Raw genomic sequence first — 17,019 nt, 5'->3', positions numbered from 1 at the left:
TTGCATGGCTTTTTCAAAAAGATCAGTGGTTAACGACAATCTTACTCACCTGTACCTGCTCCCCGGATTGTATCCGCAGGAAATAAATACCCGCAGGTAACTGGCTGATATCTATAGTTCTGAAATTCCTGCCTTTCACCAGATCAGTACCACCCTGGTAACGAACGCGGCCCTGCAGGTCTATCAACTGCACACCAGCAGCCCCGCTTCTACTCCAGTCTACCCAATATTGTAACTGGTGACCAAATATACACCAGAATAACTTCAACCAAAGATCTTTGCCTGTTAAAAACACCGTTTTCACCGGACTATATTTTTCACTGCCATCCAATCCCCTGTATTTCAACCGGTATAATGTCATACCTGGCCATGCATCGTCATCATAAGACAGATACTGATTCATTTCCCGGCTCACACCATGTGCTGCCACTGTATCTATCGGAGCAAAGTGTATCAGATTACGGGAACGTTCTATCACAAAGGAAGCGGCATTGATCTCATAAGGGGTAGTCCAGCTTAACTGCACCTTGCCGCCATCGGCCCGCGCATCAAAATTGTTCAAGGGCAGTGGATTGGCCAGCACACGCAGATCATAACGGCTCATCACCGGATAATGGTCTGTAGTAGTGGTACCATAACCACTTACCAGCTGCTGTACCTGTTGCATCACCCTGGCAGATGCTGGCAGATAAGCCACCCCTGCTTCGTCAGACCCGATCACATTGTCAATCACAGATGAAAAACTGACGGTAGACCGCCCGCCGGCCAGACTCAACGGTAATGTAAAAGGCTTATAATGCAGGGTATCATTAATAAAGTCAATATATGAAGTGGTGGTATCAGGAGCCCGCTCTATGGTGATCGTCCTTGCCAGGTCATCATTAAAATCGCCCAGCAGGATCAGATTGTGATACGGGTAATACCGATCCAGCGTGTCTTTCAGCTCTTTCAGCCCATTTCGGCGACGATCCCAGGACACCAGCTTTTCAGCTTTGGTGCCGGTATTGGCTTTGGCATGCAGCAAAATAAATTGTATCCGGGCAGAATCGTTGTCCAGTCTGACTGTAGCTTCCATCAGATAAGGGAACCTGCCGGAAGACCAGTTGTAATAGGCCGTGCTGCTGCCACCCTGGCGGAGTACTCCATAGGTGCGGACTTTACGAACAACCGAAGTTTTATATACAAATGCCAGTTTCTGTGCAGAAGCATAGTCCACATCAGTAACACTGTCAGCATAAGACCCGAAATCTGACAAAGTATAGGCATATCCGGGCATCTGACCCACTACTGCGCGGAAACGTGCGGTGTCTACTACTTCTGCCAGCGCATAAATATCTGCGTCGAGATATTGTAGTATCCTGGTTATATTGGCCTGCTGCAGACTGTCATTGGTAGGCCCTTGCACCGGACTGCCAAACCATTCTATATTCCAGTTCACCACTTTCAGCGAACGAAGTGAAGTGCCGGTCAGCCGGATATGGTTGTCGCTGAAGCCCGGCGCACTGAAACTGATGGCTCCGCTGTAAGCAGTGCCTGTGACGGCAGGAGCGAATTTGAGCCATAATTGTTGCGGGCCTGCACTGACCGTGGCCTGGGGAATGCTGAGATGAGCACTATAACTGCTACTATCGGCTGATATCAGGAAACCTGCCGGTACATTGATTTGCAGGTCACCGGTGAAGTCATTACCCCAGTAGCGGATCAATTGTGGCGCCGACTGCTGCCCGGCTTTAATATAATCGAAGTCCAGGGTGGCGGGGCTGCTGGTAAGGGTAGGAGCTGGTGCTGCCGTGGTATCTTTCAGTCCGAAATCATCGATCGTCCAGCGCGCAGCCTGGGCTGCCGGAGAAGAAGTATATACAAAGGCAATGTATACATTGGCGGCTTTGTAGGCAGCCAGGTTAATGCCATTGCTGAGATTCCATACATCGCTGCCGCCGTCAGGAAAACGACCGTTCAGCGTATACCAGGTAGCGGTTCTGGGATCCCCGCTGCCGCTATAGTCGGTAGATACTTTCAGCGCCAGCGCAGGACCGGTAAATGCAGTACGGCTGCTAAAATGAAGCAGGGGAACCTGGAAAACACTCAGGTCAAAAGCCGGAGATATCAGCCAGTCTTCATTTTCGACGGCGCCACCACTATAACCGTTTATCTGTACACCATTACTGTTATTTTGTCCGAAAGTAGTACAGGCCCAGGTCTGAGCACCACTTACACTATACTGGATAAAGCCGCCGCTCAGCATACTGTTGCCGGAAGGGGTGCAGCTATTGAAATCATAGTTCAGCTGCTGTGCGCCGGTAGAAAAACGCCATACAGCGCTGTCGGTGATGCCGCTGAAAATATTGCCGGACATATCTTTCACCACTGCACTGTCTGTAGTGATATAATAGTTACTGTTGGGCCGTAATATTCTATTGATGATCAGGAGATTGTTATTAATGCTGATAGAAGGATGGGTAATGGAGATGGTGTCAGTATGTTGACGGGTACTGTTATGCAGGTAGATGTTACCCTGTCCGGCCTGAACGTTTTCGCTGAAGACGATGTGCAGCGGCGCTGCGGGTGACACATCTGCAGACTGATTGGCCGGTACCAGATTGCTGATGGCAGGTGGGGTAAAATCACCGCCGGCGCCGTCCACAGTGATGTTGTCTACCGCAAAGGAAGGGCGGGAGCCTGCCCCGCTGATCTGACGGTTTACCCATCGCAGTTGTACTACCGGCTGGTTGTCGCAGGCTGCAGGCAAGGCGACGGTAATATGCACCGGCTGTTGTGGCAGGGTAATACCCGCGCCGGTTTGAGTAATGGTATTGTTCTGATAGGCTGTTCCAGTGATATTAATAAAACTACCGGTGTCGCCTACACGAAATTGCAATGCCATTTCATTGATGCGCGTGTTGGCACTGCCATCGTATGGATTCCTGATGGTCATGGCGTCATAGGCTACACTGATGTTTACCTGACCGCTGGTGTTGACAGACAGCACCAGAGCATTGTCTACAGTACCACTGTTGAGAAAACCCAGTTTGCCGCTGTAGTTATACGCTCCGTTGGCGGTGGAGGAGGCACTGCCATTGGATGTCAGTGGTTTGTCGGACGCAGGGGCTGCAGTGTTGAAATTGCTGCCCGGCGAGCCGCTCAGGGCCCAGCCCTGCCAGCCATCCGGATAGACGGTAGCTGAGGCCGACAATGCGTCAAAGTTTTCCTGATAGGGTAGTGGCCTGGGTAATGGCTGGGTTTGTGCTAAAACCTTTAATCCACAAAATGTTCCCAATAAAAATAATAATGCGTGTAAAAGTCTCTTCATAGACAGACTGGATTTAAGTGAGTGGGGATTTAGTTCAGAATCTTGGTTACTTAAATCTACTAATTTGCTGCCTTTCGAAAATGTTTTTATATGATTTATATGTTAATTAAAAGGGATTATTAATATTATTTTTTTGAAGAATATTATTGTGGTTGTTGCAACAATGTTTTCATATGGTATAATTTCCTATGTAAATGTTGACATCTTGTCAGATACTCCCGGGCTGGCATATACTTTGAAATGTTCCCCAAAACAAAATAGCCAAATGCAAAAAGGTGCAATACGTGTTCAGACGGAGAATATCTTCCCCATTATCAAAAAGTTCCTCTATTCGGACCATGAAATTTTTATCCGCGAACTGGTAAGTAACGCGGTAGATGCCACGCAGAAGCTGAAAACACTGGCCAGCGTTGGTGAGTTTAAAGGTGACCTTGGCAATATTGACATTGAAGTAAGACTGGATAAAGAAAAAAAGACTATCACGATCGCGGACCATGGCATCGGTATGACCGCTGAAGAAGTGGATAAATATATCAACCAGGTAGCTTTTTCCGGTGCGGAAGAGTTCCTGAAGAAATATAAAGGCCAGGAAAACGGTACTAACATCATCGGCCATTTCGGTCTGGGTTTTTACTCCTCCTTCATGGTGAGCAGCAAAGTGGAAATCATCACTAAATCCTGGAAAGAAGGTGCATCCGCTGTACGCTGGGAATGCGATGGCAGCCCTGAATATCAGCTGGAAGAAGTAAGCAAGGAAGAAAGAGGTACCGAAATCGTGATGTATATCAACGAAGAAAGTGAAGAATTCCTTGACGAAGGACGCATCCGCTCCATCCTCACTAAATTCTGTAAATTCCTGCCGGTACCGGTTAAGTTTGAAGGAACACAGCTCAATAATACCACACCTGCATGGACTAAAAAACCAAGCGAACTCACTACCGAAGATTACCAGAACTTCTATAAGGAATTGTATCCGTTTGCAGAAGCTCCGCTGTTCTGGATCCACCTGAACGTAGACTATCCGTTCAACCTCACCGGTATCCTCTATTTCCCGAAAATCACCAAGAGCTACGAAATACAGAAAGATAAAATCAACCTGTATTCCAACCAGGTGTATGTAACCGACGAAGTAAAAGATATCGTACCTGAATTCCTGATGCTGCTCCACGGTGTGATCGACAGCCCGGATATCCCGCTGAACGTAAGTCGCAGCTATCTCCAGGGTGATCCTAATGTGAAAAAAATCAACGCGCACATCACTAAAAAAGTAGCCGATAAACTGGATGAAATGTTCCGCAACGACCGCAAAGGTTTTGAGGAAAAATGGGAGTCCATCGGCCTGTTCGTGAAATACGGCATGATGACCGATGACAAGTTCATGGACAAAGCCAACAAATTCCTCGTACTGGAAAATGTAGAGGGCGGTACCTTCTACACCCAGGAAGAGTATAAAACAGCTGTTTCCGCACTGCAAACCAATAAAGACGGAAAAGTGGTGATCCTGTATGCCACTAACCCGGTGCAACAGGACAGCTATGTACAGGCTGCCAAAAACAAAGGTTTTGTGGTAGTGAAAATGGAAACACTGGTGGATTCCGCCTTCATCAGCAATATCGAGGCAAAATGGGAAAACATCCAGTTTACCCGTGTAGATGCTGATATTGCGGATCATCTGATTGATAAGGAAGAAAACAGCAATACCGTGCTGACAGCAGACCAGGAAGGTGCGCTGAAGGAAATCTTCACTACCCAGGTAACCCAGCCCAACATCAAAGTGGAGCTGAAAGGCCTGACTGGAGAAGCACAACCGGTGATCGTTACCCGTCCGGAGTTCATGCGCCGTATGAAAGATATGGCTTCCATGGGTGGCGGCGGTATGAGCTGGTATGCAGCCATGCCGGATGAAATCAATATGACTGTCAACGCCAACCACCCTGTATACCAACAGATTTTGGATGAAAAAGACAACACCCTGCAACAGAAACTGGTGAAAAACCTGGCAGATCTGGCCTTGTTGTCACAGAACCTGTTGACCGGTGCTGATCTTACCGCTTTTGTAAACAGAAGTGTGGAGTTAATAGCAAGCGGAAAAAAATAATCTGCTCAATAGCATAAAATAAAATCTTTCTTTTCAGCGTTGGTTTTTCTACAACATGAAAAACCACTCCTAAAAGGAAAAACATATTTTAAACCTGGTCCCCTGGCTTATCGCCAGGGGACCTTTTAGTTTATAGCTGTTATATGAAAAAAAGAAAGATTATATTTTTTAGCCATGTCTTAGTTCTGGGAATGTTTGTTTTATTCTCCTGTTCAAAATCAGAAAAAGTCACCCCGATTAATCCGGCCCCTCCCAGAGACACTTTTCCCCAACAGACTGCTGGTCTTACCGTAGATGCAATCAGCCAGCCTGGTTCCAATATCACCAACTATCTGCTGTATATCCCTGATGGTTATAACAGTCAGACTGAAAAATGGCCACTGGTGATTTTTTTACATGGTGTGGGGGAAATAGGCACCAATATCGACGTGCTTCGTAATGTGGGCCTGCCCAAAGTAGTGAAAGGTAAACCATTTGTGATGATAGCGCCGCAATGCCGGGCCAACTGGTGGAATACAGATGCGCTGGAATCACTTTATAAAACGGTGGTCAGCAAATACCATATAGACCCCAGCAGGGTATACCTCACCGGGTTAAGCATGGGTGGTATGCAAACATGGGACTGGGCGGAGGCACATCCGGAACGTTTTGCAGCCATTGTGCCTATCGCTGGAAGAGGAAATGTAAGCCTTGTTGGAAAGATCAAAGACTTGCCCATATGGGCCTTCCATTCGGCCGATGATCCTACTGTATCTGTATCCGGTTCCAGGGATATGGTCAAAGCCCTGCAGGCCCTGGGCAGCAATGTGAAATATACAGAGTATCCCAATGGAGGCCACGACTCCTGGACCCGTGCTTATGCCACGGCGGATTTATATACCTGGATGTTGAAACAGAAGAAGCAGTAATGTCATACAAAGGAACGAAGCCGCAAAGGCGCCAGGGATAATATTCTTCGCGCCTTTGCTGTTTTGTATGTTAACAGGAGGCCCTGATATCAATTACTTTCAGTTGAAGAGTAGTTTGTCCGTTCCACTCATTTTCATCAATGTTGAAAACCATATCAAATGGCTTGCGACTGCTGACGATCGGAAATTTGTCGGCCATATAAAATCCTATGCCCGACAAGGCAGGACCAGTTTTACCTTGTTTTACAGAGAATTTAATGTGTTCTTCTTTCACCAGTCTGGAATAACCGGTGTCCATCAGATTGCGGGCGAGGAAAACAGGCCGCAGGTTGTCCGGGCCTAGTGGTTCGAACTGTTTCAGGATATTGTAAAAAGCGGCGGTAATATCTGTGAAGGATATTTCGGTATCGATGACAATCTCCGGTACAAGCTGGTCTGGCCTGATGCTGCTGGCTACTACCTCTTCAAATCGTTGCTGGAAGGCGGGTACGTTTTCCGGTTTGAGCGTCATACCTGCAGCGTAAAAATGGCCACCGTAGTTTTCCAGCAGATCCTTGCATTGATGAATGGCCTCGTATACGTTAAATCCTGTTACAGACCTCGCGGAACCTGCTACCACATCGTTTGACTGGGTCAGGATGATAGTAGGACGGTAGTAATATTTGTCGATCAGCCGGGAAGCTACAATGCCTACCACGCCTTTATGCCAATGAGCCTGGTAGAGCACAGTGGACTTTTTCTGGGCGATGGTGTCATCATTTTGCAGCAGGGATACAGCTTCCTGCGTGATGGTGTTGTCAACCTCCTTGCGGTCGAAGTTATCAGCATGCAATACGGCTGCAATAGCGGCAGCTTTTTCCTCGTCATTTTCGATGAAGAGGTTTACAGCCTTACGGGCGTCGTCCATGCGTCCTGCGGCATTAACGCGGGGCGCAATCACAAATACCAGGTTGGAGATCGTCAGTTGTTCTTTCAGGGCACTGAGGGTAATGAGTGCTTTGATGCCTGGCAGGGGACTGCTGTTCACTTTTTTCAGTCCGTGAAAGGCCAGCACCCTGTTTTCTCCGGTCATGGGCACAATGTCAGCAGCGATACTGGTAGCTACCAGGTCGAGGTATTGATTGGCTTCTGATATGGGGAGGCCACGTTTCTGGGCGTAGGCGCAGATCAGTTTGTAGCCGATACCGCAACCACTCAGTTCTTTATATGGATAGGGACAATCATACTGTTTGGGATTGAGGATAGCCACTGCGGGAGGCACTATGGCATCGGGCAGATGGTGGTCGCAGATGATAAAATCAATCCCCATGTCTTTGGCCTGGGAGATAAGATCTACGGATTTGATGCCGCAGTCGAGGGTAATTACCAGGCTGAAGTCATTGTCCCGTGCATATGCAATTCCTTCGGTGGAAATGCCATAACCTTCGCGGTAACGGTGTGGAATATAAAATTCTATGTTATTGTAATGTTTATGTAGAAAGGCGTACACAGTAGCCACCGCAGTGGTGCCGTCTACATCATAATCGCCATACACCAGTATTTTTTCGTGCCGGAAGAAAGCCAGTTCTATGCGGGAGATGGCTTTGTCCATGTCCTTCATCAGCCATGGATCGTGTAAGTCTTCAAGAGTGGGGCGAAAAAACTGGCGGGCCGCTTCATAGGTGTGCACATGGCGTTGTACCAACAGCCGGCACAGCAAAGGGTGTATGCGTAGCGAGGATTGGAGTAATTTTTCCTGATTTGGTTGATATGCTTTGACTGTCCAGCGTTTTTGCATTATGTTCTGGTAAAATAGAAACAGATTAAAAAGAAAAAATGTAAAATAATCAATGTAAACAGTAACAGTGGCTACATAAAGGAGCCGATTAGGGTTACAGTTTACATTTATTATTTTACATTTTTAATTTTTTCTTTCTAAAAAGTTCTGTCCGTTGTAAACCTTACCAGGGATTCCAGTCCGTCCCGGATCGCAGTTTGCGGGAAACGATGGAGGATGGCGAGCGCTTCATCGCGGTACTGCAACATTTTCTGTTGTGTATAATCTATTCCTCCAGAAGCTTTTACCAGCTGGATTACTTCATCTACACGGTCTTTTTCCGTATTATGGTTCTTAACGATATTGATGATTTTCCGGCGGATGTCCGGGGTGGCGTGTTCCAGCGTGTAGATGAGCGGGAGTGTCATTTTCTTTTCGCGGATATCAATGCCTGTTGGTTTTCCGATTTTGGCGGTGCCATAATCGAAGAGGTCGTCCTTGATCTGGAAGGCGACTCCTACTTTTTCGCCGAAAAGGCGCAGCTGTTCGGTGGCATCATCATCCTGGCTGGTGCTCCAGGCGCCGGCAGCGCAGGCGGAGGCCAGCAGGGACGCAGTTTTTCGCCGGATGATCTCAAAGTAGATATCCTCCTTAATATTGAGCTTCCGGGTTTTTTCTATCTGCAGCAGTTCGCCTTCACTCATCTCTTTCACTGCCTGGGATAATATCTGCAAAGCTCGGAAATCATTGTTGTTAAGAGACAGCAGTAGTCCTTTGGACAACAGATAGTCGCCCACCAGTACAGCTATTTTGTTTTTCCACAATGCATTAATGGAAAACAGGCCCCGGCGCTGATTGGCGTCGTCTACCACGTCGTCATGCACCAGGGTCGCTGTATGTAACAGTTCTACCAGGGCAGCGGCCCGGTAAGTGCTTTCCGGGACATGATCGTTGAAAAGTCGTGCGGAAAGCATCACAAACATTGGCCGGATCTGCTTCCCTTTTCGCTTCACAATATAGTGCATGATCCTGTCCAGCAGCGGCACGTGGCTCTTTACGGAATCCGCAAACTTTTCTTCAAAATCCTGTAATTCCTTACCTATCAGTTGCTTAATGTCGTCCATGTAATAAATAAAAAGGATTGCTAAGCTAGGTTTTAAATAGGAAATTTTAACATTTTGGCCTTGAATTTGTATATGAAGTATAACATTCCTTTAACACAGGTTAAAGATTCCTTTAACAGGCTTTAAACAGAGAGTTTAGCAGAACCTTGAATAAGGTATGTAAATAGTTTCATTTAAGCTCTAATATTGAAGCACTTATCAATGAAAATAATATTGCAAGAAAAATTTGTATATTCATTTATGATATTTACCTTTGCTAGGTAAAAAACGGGTTATTAGTAAATTTTTAACAGTTTTTAAATAAAACACAATTATGGCAAGCAAAAAGTACTTATTACTGGCAGGCGCTGTGGGGTTACTAACAGCATCTACCGGTTTTGCACAGGTTCAACCAACCGGCTATGATGCACTGGATTCATCCAAAGTGTCAGGCAAGCGGTTGGTACAACAAAATAACTTCATGAACCACCAATCCAACTTTCCTGCTAAACCCAGGGATATGTGGGAGCTCGGTCTCAGTGGTGGTTTGCACCTGATCAGCGGAACCATCCCTCCTCATCCTGGTTTCGGTGGCGGTATCTCCTTGAGAAAAGCACTGGGTCATACCTTCTCAATTAGAGCTGAGTACATCGGTTCTATCGACAAAGGTCAGGACTATCAACTGCGTGATGTTCCAGCAGGTGCTCAGTATGCTGCATGGGATGCAACTGCTGCTGTTTCCCAAAGCAAAGGTCTGGGTTACAAAGTAGTTCCTAACTACAGATCTCAGAACCACCAACTGTCTCTGGACATGATTGCCTCTCTGAGCAACATCCTGTTCTACAGAGCAGAGCCTAAAATCAACTGGTACGTACTGGCTGGTTACTCTATCGTAGCTGCTGACGTAGACGTTGACGCTCTGGATGGTAACGGTAATGGTTACGACTACAGCGGCATCAACTTCAATGCTAAACGTAGCGATATCAGAAAACAACTGAACAACCTGAGAGATAAAAAATACGAGTCCAACGCTCCTTCTCAGGGTAACAGAATCTCTATCGGTCGTCACGACAACAACCAGCTGATTCGTCACGCTCTGGACGTTGGTACCGGTATTGCTTTCAAAGTTACCAAACGTTTCAACATTGGTGTAGAAGAGAAACTGACTATGCCTTTTGACGCTTACCTGGATGGCTGGGCTGGTCCTGGAGGTTCTTCTAAAGACTTCTACTCTTACACTAGCCTGCGTCTGAACTTCAACCTGGGTAACTCTTCCAAACGCGTTCAGCCTCTGTGGTGGATCAACCCGCTGGAATACGCTTACAGCGAGCTGAGCAACCCTCGTCACATGAAACTGCCTACTCCAGTACTGCCTGATGCAGACGGTGATGGCGTTACTGACCAGTTCGACCGCGAACCTAACACTCCTGCTGGCGCACCTGTTGATTCTCACGGTGTTGCTAAGGATACTGACGGTGACGGTGTTCCTGACTACAAAGACAAACAGCTGATCACTCCTACTTACTGCCAGCCAGTTGACGCTGACGGTGTTGGTAAATGCCCAGATCCTGAATGCTGCAAAAACATCGGTCCTGTAGCTACTTGCTCCACCCTGGTTCTGCCTAGCGTTTCTTTCAAAGGCAGTGCTACTAAAGTTGGTCGCGATCAGGAAGCTATCCTGGCTTCTGTTGCCTCTACTCTGAAAGCTAATCCTTCTTGCAACGTGCTGGTTACTGGCCACGCTGGTGCTAAAGGTAAAAAAGGTGGTGTTGATCTGAGCAGCCGTCGTGTTGACGCTGTGATCGACTACCTGGCTGACAAACAAGGTATCGACCGCGGTCGTTTCATCAAACAAAACACTCCTGGTGAGTCCGGTACTGTTGACTTAGCTCCTGCTAACTAATCAGTTTCACTCATTGAGATGAATAATTAAAAAGTCCTCTCCCACTCATCTGGGAGAGGACTTTCTCATTATGCCAACCCCTACCGGCCTCTTCACTGTCACCTTTTATTGCTGATCTCAATATTTCCTCCTAATTTTGGAGGCTTTTTAAAAAAAATTCTTTGTGGGCATAAACATTAACAGGGTATCCCTGGCAGGTTTAGTAGTAGCGCTGGGTATCATCTACGGCGACATCGGAACTTCTCCGCTCTATGTTTTTAAAGCCATTGTAGGCGGTAATCCCATCAGCGACCTCCTCGTCATCGGAGGCATTTCCTGTATTATCTGGACGCTGACATTACAAACCACCGTTAAATACGTAATTCTAACCCTGAGGGCCGACAACAAAGGGGAAGGTGGTATCTTCTCCCTCTATGCGCTCGTCAGACGACACGCCAGATGGGCCGTTATCTTCGGTATGATCGGAGGCGCCGCCCTCCTCGCAGACGGGATCATCACTCCGCCGATCACCGTCACCTCTGCCATCGAAGGGCTACGAACCCTCGAAGTATTTAAAGACCTCAGCCAGCTGACCATCGTAAAAATCGTATTAACCATCATTACCGGACTCTTTATCATGCAGCAGTTCGGCACAGTGTCTATAGGCCGCATGTTCGGTCCTATAATGGTACTATGGTTTTCTATGCTGGGTATCCTCGGAATCTCCCACATTGCAGATGACCTGGGCATTCTTAAGGCGTTTAGTCCTCATTATGCTATAGAACTGCTCACCACCTATCCCAAAGGATTCCTCATCCTCGGTGCCGTATTCCTCTGTACCACAGGGGCGGAAGCACTCTATTCCGACCTCGGTCACTGCGGAAGAGGCAACATCCGGGTATCCTGGATCTTCGTAAAATCATGCCTGATCCTCAACTACCTCGGACAAGGTGCCTGGCTACTCACCCAGAAAGGGCAGATCCTTCCTAAAGATCAGAACCCCTTCTTTACCATCATGCCGGAATGGTTCATCATTTTTGGGGTACTCATTGCTACAATGGCTTCCATTATCGCCAGCCAGGCCCTGATATCAGGCTCATTTACGCTCATCGCGGAAGCAATGCGCCTCAACCTCTGGCCTAAAATGAAGGTGAATTATCCCACTGAAATGCGCGGACAGCTCTATATCCCCGGTATCAATACCATGCTGTTTGTAGGCTGTGCGGCTATCGTTATACTCTTCCAGGAATCTTCTCATATGGAAGCGGCTTACGGGCTCTCCATCACTATCTGTATGCTGATGACCTCCTGCCTGTTCGCCTTTTATCTATACACACGGAGGGTATGGACAGGATGGATACTACTATACCTGGTGGTATACCTCTCCATAGAATTCTCTTTCCTGTTTGCCAACCTGGTCAAATTCATGCACGGCGGTTACGTGACTGTTATAGTGGCCGGCGCCCTCTTCCTGGTCATGATCGTATGGTTCAAATCCCGCAAGATCAAAAACCGCTATGTGGAATTTGTGAGACTGGAAGATTATCTGCCTATCATACAGGAATTGAGCAACGACACTACCATCCCTAAATATGCCACCCACCTGGTATATATGAGTAGTGCCGACAATCCGAAAGAAATAGAACATAAAATCATCTACTCCATCCTCAATAAAAAGCCCAAAAGGGCTGATATCTACTGGTTTGTACACGTAGATGTAGTGGATGAGCCTTACCTGAGCGAATATTCCGTTCAAACCATTATCCCCAACGAAGTAATACGGGTGGAATTCCGCCTCGGTTTCAAGGTGGAACAAAGGATCAACCTGATGTTCAGAATGGTGGTGGAAGATATGGTACGTAACAAGGAAGTGAATATCACCAGCCGTTACGAATCACTCAGTAAAAACAATGTAGTAGGTGACTTCCAGTTTATCGTGATGGAAAAGTTCCTTTCCCACGACAACGACCTGCCACTGTACGAACGAATGATCATGAAGATGTACTTCTTCCTGAAAAAAATCAGTTTGTCAGAAGAAAGAGGTTTCGGGCTGGATTCCAGCTATGTAACTATCGAAAAATATCCGCTGGTAGTGGCTCCTGTCACCAACCTGCAGTTAAAACGCATTATACACTAACCGGCTGACAGAGATTTGATTATTAGGATTTCCCGCAAAAAATCCGGATATTTTTAAGATCTTGGGTGATAGGATTTTGTGGGAAAACCCAAATAATCAAATCTCTGTTTAGTATGGTGAACAAATTTTTTGGCGTGCTGGTATTACTGGCATTGCAACAAAACGTATGGGCCCAGAGTGGTCCGGCCGCCGGATACCAGGAGTTGCCTGATCCCCGGCCTGTCAATAAAGCTTCCTGGGAAGCTGTAAAAGGCAACCAGCTCCACGTTGCCTTCGGTTCTGCCGATATCCGATACGAAAAAAGAAATGCTCCCGATCCCAACAGTCTGACTTCTTCCTGGAGTACCAAAGCCTGGAAAGGCGAAAGAGTACATACACAGTTTCTCCTCTGGACCGCCAATCCGCTTACTGATGTGAGTATTGAAGCTGGTGCCCTGCAGGGCGGTAAAGGAGCCATTATTCCCGCCAGCGCTGTTACTACCGGCTTTGTACGATACGTAATGACTGACGAGCTGAATAAGGATGGCAGCGGCTGCGGTTATCGCAAGCCTGAAAACTTCGACTCTTCACTGGTGGCTGACGGTATTGATATACAGCGTAAAATGAACATAGCGGCTAATAATACGCAGCCTGTGTGGCTGAGTATACAAGTGCCGGCTGGTACTACTCCAGGCCTCTATAAAGGTCTTGTGAAGATAAAAAACGGTAACACGATCAGTAGCCTGCCTTATGAGATACAGGTAGTTAACCATACCCTCCCGGCGCCTAAAGACTGGAAGTTTCACCTCGACCTCTGGCAGAGCCCCGATGCTGTGGCCCGGATGTATGGCGTAAAACCCTGGAGCGAAGCTCATTTTAAGGCGATGAAGCCTTATATGCAGATGCTGGCAGCAGCCGGACAAAAATGCATTACGACCACAATTATCTACGATCCGTGGAACAGCCAGACGGAAGATGTGTATGGTTCCATGGTAAAATGGACTAAAAAGAAAGACGGTTCATGGGCTTTTGACTATACCGTTTTTGATAAATGGGTACAGTTCATGATGGATCTCGGCATCAAAAAGGAAATCAACTGTTACAGTATGATTCCCTGGAACCTGAAATTCTATTATTATGATGAGACGAAAGGCAAAGACACTTTGTTGATCGCCAAACCTGGTTCTCCGGAATATGCCGCCCACTGGCAGCCGATGCTGAACGATTTTGTGAAACATCTGAAAGCCAAAGGCTGGTTTGATATCACTACCATTGCCATGGATGAACGTCCTATGGCGGATATGCAGGAAGCCCTGGCTCTGATCAGAAAAGCAGATAAAAACTTCAGATTATCGTTGGCGGGTAGTTATCATGCACCACTGGACAAGGATATCTATGATTTTTGTGTTGCCTCCAAAGAGCCATTCCCGGATGAAGTGCTGAAAGAGCGGGTAAAAAAGGGATGGCCTACTACATTTTACACCTGCTGTACAGAAGGGTTTCCTAATACCTTTACATTCTCACCTCCGGCAGAAGCTACCTTTATGGGCTGGCATGCTGCTTACAAGGGATATACCGGTTATTTACGCTGGGCATATAACTGCTGGGTAAAAAGGCCATTGCAGGATAGCCGTTTCCGTGCCTGGGCTGCAGGGGATACATATTTCGTATATCCGGGACCGCGGTCTTCCATTCGTTTTGAGCGCCTGGTAGAAGGGGTGCAGGATTATGAAAAAATCCGGATTTTACGGGAAGAATATACCAGAACTCACAACACTGAAGGACTGGCAAAGCTGGAAAAGATGCTTTCACCGTTTGATATCAATGCGTTGAAAACCGTTCCGGCAGCAGATATGCTGCGAGGGGCGAAGCAGCAGCTGAGTGAATTATAAAAGAAAAATCCTCCGGGGAACCGGAGGATTTTCTTTTTAACACAACTAAAAAACAATCAAATGTCCGAATGGAATATCTCTAAGTTCATCAATCGGGCTTCTTCCCATCTAAAAATGTATTGATAGTATTTATTTCGGGATGGTTGTTTTGTCCTGGTTCACCGCTTACAGTGTAGTTGGAATAGAAGTGTTCGGCGGAGCCGGCACCATTTTCCAGGGCTACATTGCGGCGCAGATAGGCCGGGATGTTTTCAATTTCCGCATTGTTGTCCATGTTTTTTACGTTGAAGCTGATGCTGCGCAGTTTGGCAACTCTTTCTGCCTGTTTGCGTTTTTGTTCTTCCAGCTCTTCGTAAGAGTGTTGCATGGGCACTTCAGGTGGCAGCGGATGATGGTTTATTTCCTCTTCCCTGTACACCATTTTCATTTCAGGAGGAGGAGTATTGCCTGGTTCCACATAGATGTGTGACGGCCTGTTGAGGTAACCGCCTGCGCTGCTACCGCCTTGAGGCTGGATTATGTTTACATTGGGCTGTGTGGAAGGCGGTACCTGTTGCGGCTGATGTTGCTGGTGCAGCTGCTGCATCTGTTGCTCCGGTGTCACCTGCGGCTGTTGAGCAGGCACCTGTTGAACATTCAGTACATAGTTCTGCCGGGCAGGAGCGATGGGCGCCTGCTGTTGTGGCGGAGTATAGCCGGTGGCAGGGTCAACGTGAGGCACTGCAGGTTCCATCAGGCGAGGGGCCATCAGGTCTTGCGGTTCGTGGAAAAGCACGCCCTGTGCCTGTTGCGTGTTCATCTTTTTCTCATCCCCATCTTTACCCAGCTGCATTACGATTTTAGGTTCGGTACGTTCCGGAGTGGAAGGTGCCATTTTCATCTGCTGGATTGGTTTCTGTTCAAAACCGGTAGCGATGATAGTAACACCCAGTTTGCGGTCCAGTGTCTGGTCGTAGCCCACACCCAGGATCACGTCGCAATCCTCACCAGCCTGGCTCTGTACATAAGCCTGGATGATGTCCATTTCATCCAGCGTATGTTCAAATTCACCTTCAGAAGAGGAGATATTGATAAGGATCCATTTGGCACCACGGATATCGTTGTCGTTCAGCAACGGAGAAGTCAGTGCATCTTCGATTGCTCTTTGTGCACGGTTTTCGCCTTCTGCGATGGCAGAACCGAGGATCGCCACGCCACCGTTACGCATAACGGTACAAACGTCGGCAAAGTCCACGTTGATCTGGCCGGTGGAGTTGATAACGTCGGTAATACATTTGGCAGCAGTTGCCAGTACGTTATCTGCTTTTTCGAAGGCGGCCTTAAATTTAAGGTCACCAAATTTCTGCCTTAATTTATCATTGGAGATGATGAGCAGGGTGTCTACATACTCTTTCAGTCGTTGAACACCTTCATCTGCCTGCAGCATTCTCTTTTTTCCTTCATAAGAAAACGGGGTAGTAACAATACCAACGGTCAGAATACCCAGTTCCTTACATATCCGCGCGATGATAGGGGCGCCACCGGTACCGGTGCCACCGCCCATACCGGCAGTGATGAAGGCCATTTTAGTATTTACCTCCAGTATTTTTTTGATTTCTTCAAAGGATTCTTCTGTCGCCTGTTTTCCGATTTCGGGATTGGCGCCGGCTCCAAGACCCTGCGTGAGGTGAGGACCCAACTGTATTTTGTTGGGCACAGGGCTGTTTGCGATAGCCTGGGCATCGGTATTACAGATAATAAAATTCACCCCTTCAATGCGTTGGCTATACATATGATTCACCGCATTACTTCCACCGCCACCAATGCCGATGACCTTGATGATAGAAGATTTTTCCTTAGGAAGATCAAAATGTATCATGACTCTATACTTTTATGGGTTAGTACGGATAATTAATAATGAACATGTTAGATGTTAATTGCGTGTATTCTTTGCCGTTAATATGGTTCGTTTGTC

General features: G+C 47.2%; 9 protein-coding genes. 5 read left to right on the top strand and 4 right to left on the bottom strand.

Annotated features, from left to right (window positions below):
- Nucleotides 1-22: 22 nt before the first annotated feature.
- Nucleotides 23-3,310, bottom strand: coding sequence for a T9SS-dependent choice-of-anchor J family protein (locus tag DF182_RS08815; protein ID WP_113615270.1), 3,288 nt, complete (start codon nucleotides 3,308-3,310; stop codon nucleotides 23-25).
- Between the two features lie 265 nt (nucleotides 3,311-3,575).
- On the opposite strand from DF182_RS08815, the gene htpG reads away from it, so the two are divergent.
- Nucleotides 3,576-5,408, top strand: a complete 1,833-nt coding sequence (gene htpG / locus DF182_RS08810) for a molecular chaperone HtpG (protein WP_113615269.1) — start codon at nucleotides 3,576-3,578, stop codon at nucleotides 5,406-5,408.
- A gap of 191 nt (nucleotides 5,409-5,599) precedes the next feature.
- Complete coding sequence (locus DF182_RS08805) at nucleotides 5,600-6,316, top strand: carboxylesterase family protein (RefSeq protein WP_161964099.1); 717 nt, start codon at nucleotides 5,600-5,602, stop codon at nucleotides 6,314-6,316.
- 70 nt (nucleotides 6,317-6,386) lie between these two features.
- Here DF182_RS08805 and recJ read toward each other — a convergent pair whose 3' ends face one another.
- Together recJ and DF182_RS08795 are read right to left on the bottom strand one after the other, a co-directional pair.
- Nucleotides 6,387-8,093: a single-stranded-DNA-specific exonuclease RecJ gene (gene recJ / locus DF182_RS08800; RefSeq protein WP_113615267.1), complete on the bottom strand. Its 1,707-nt coding sequence runs from the start codon at nucleotides 8,091-8,093 to the stop codon at nucleotides 6,387-6,389.
- A gap of 137 nt (nucleotides 8,094-8,230) precedes the next feature.
- The gene (locus DF182_RS08795; protein WP_113615266.1) at nucleotides 8,231-9,196 is read right to left on the bottom strand and encodes a polyprenyl synthetase family protein; all 966 of its coding nucleotides are present in this window, start codon (nucleotides 9,194-9,196) and stop codon (nucleotides 8,231-8,233) included.
- A gap of 313 nt (nucleotides 9,197-9,509) precedes the next feature.
- On the opposite strand from DF182_RS08795, the gene DF182_RS08790 reads away from it, so the two are divergent.
- The 3 genes from DF182_RS08790 (at nucleotide 9,510) to DF182_RS08780 (ending at nucleotide 15,065) form a co-directional block, all read left to right on the top strand.
- Nucleotides 9,510-11,078: an OmpA family protein gene (locus tag DF182_RS08790; protein ID WP_113615265.1), complete on the top strand. Its 1,569-nt coding sequence runs from the start codon at nucleotides 9,510-9,512 to the stop codon at nucleotides 11,076-11,078.
- Between the two features lie 163 nt (nucleotides 11,079-11,241).
- On the top strand, nucleotides 11,242-13,194 hold the full coding sequence (locus tag DF182_RS08785) for a KUP/HAK/KT family potassium transporter (protein WP_113615264.1): 1,953 nt from the start codon (nucleotides 11,242-11,244) through the stop codon (nucleotides 13,192-13,194).
- Nucleotides 13,195-13,307: 113 nt separating this feature from the next.
- Nucleotides 13,308-15,065, top strand: a complete 1,758-nt coding sequence (locus tag DF182_RS08780; RefSeq protein WP_113615263.1) for a DUF4091 domain-containing protein — start codon at nucleotides 13,308-13,310, stop codon at nucleotides 15,063-15,065.
- An 88-nt stretch (nucleotides 15,066-15,153) separates the two neighbouring features.
- Here the strand turns inward: DF182_RS08780 and ftsZ are convergent, their stop codons facing one another.
- Entirely contained in the window at nucleotides 15,154-16,923 is a 1,770-nt protein-coding gene (ftsZ, locus tag DF182_RS08775; protein ID WP_113615262.1) for a cell division protein FtsZ, read from the bottom strand.
- Nucleotides 16,924-17,019 lie beyond the last annotated feature (96 nt).

It is taken from the genome of Chitinophaga flava (genome assembly GCF_003308995.1).
GTDB classification, from domain to species: domain Bacteria; phylum Bacteroidota; class Bacteroidia; order Chitinophagales; family Chitinophagaceae; genus Chitinophaga; species Chitinophaga flava.
The sequence above is the reverse complement of the archived record's forward strand: the minus strand, read 5'-3'. Positions and strand labels throughout refer to the sequence as shown.

Bases quoted from the DNA above. Each gene is read 5' to 3' on its own strand.
- DF182_RS08815 (WP_113615270.1), bottom strand. From the start codon at position 3,310: ATGAAGAGACTTTTACACGCATTATTATTTTTATTGGGAACATTTTGT.
- htpG (WP_113615269.1), top strand. From the start codon at position 3,576: ATGCAAAAAGGTGCAATACGTGTTCAGACGGAGAATATCTTCCCCATT.
- DF182_RS08805 (WP_161964099.1), top strand. From the start codon at position 5,600: ATGTTTGTTTTATTCTCCTGTTCAAAATCAGAAAAAGTCACCCCGATT.
- recJ (WP_113615267.1), bottom strand. From the start codon at position 8,093: ATGCAAAAACGCTGGACAGTCAAAGCATATCAACCAAATCAGGAAAAA.
- DF182_RS08795 (WP_113615266.1), bottom strand. From the start codon at position 9,196: ATGGACGACATTAAGCAACTGATAGGTAAGGAATTACAGGATTTTGAA.
- DF182_RS08790 (WP_113615265.1), top strand. From the start codon at position 9,510: ATGGCAAGCAAAAAGTACTTATTACTGGCAGGCGCTGTGGGGTTACTA.
- DF182_RS08780 (WP_113615263.1), top strand. From the start codon at position 13,308: ATGGTGAACAAATTTTTTGGCGTGCTGGTATTACTGGCATTGCAACAA.
- ftsZ (WP_113615262.1), bottom strand. From the start codon at position 16,923: ATGATACATTTTGATCTTCCTAAGGAAAAATCTTCTATCATCAAGGTC.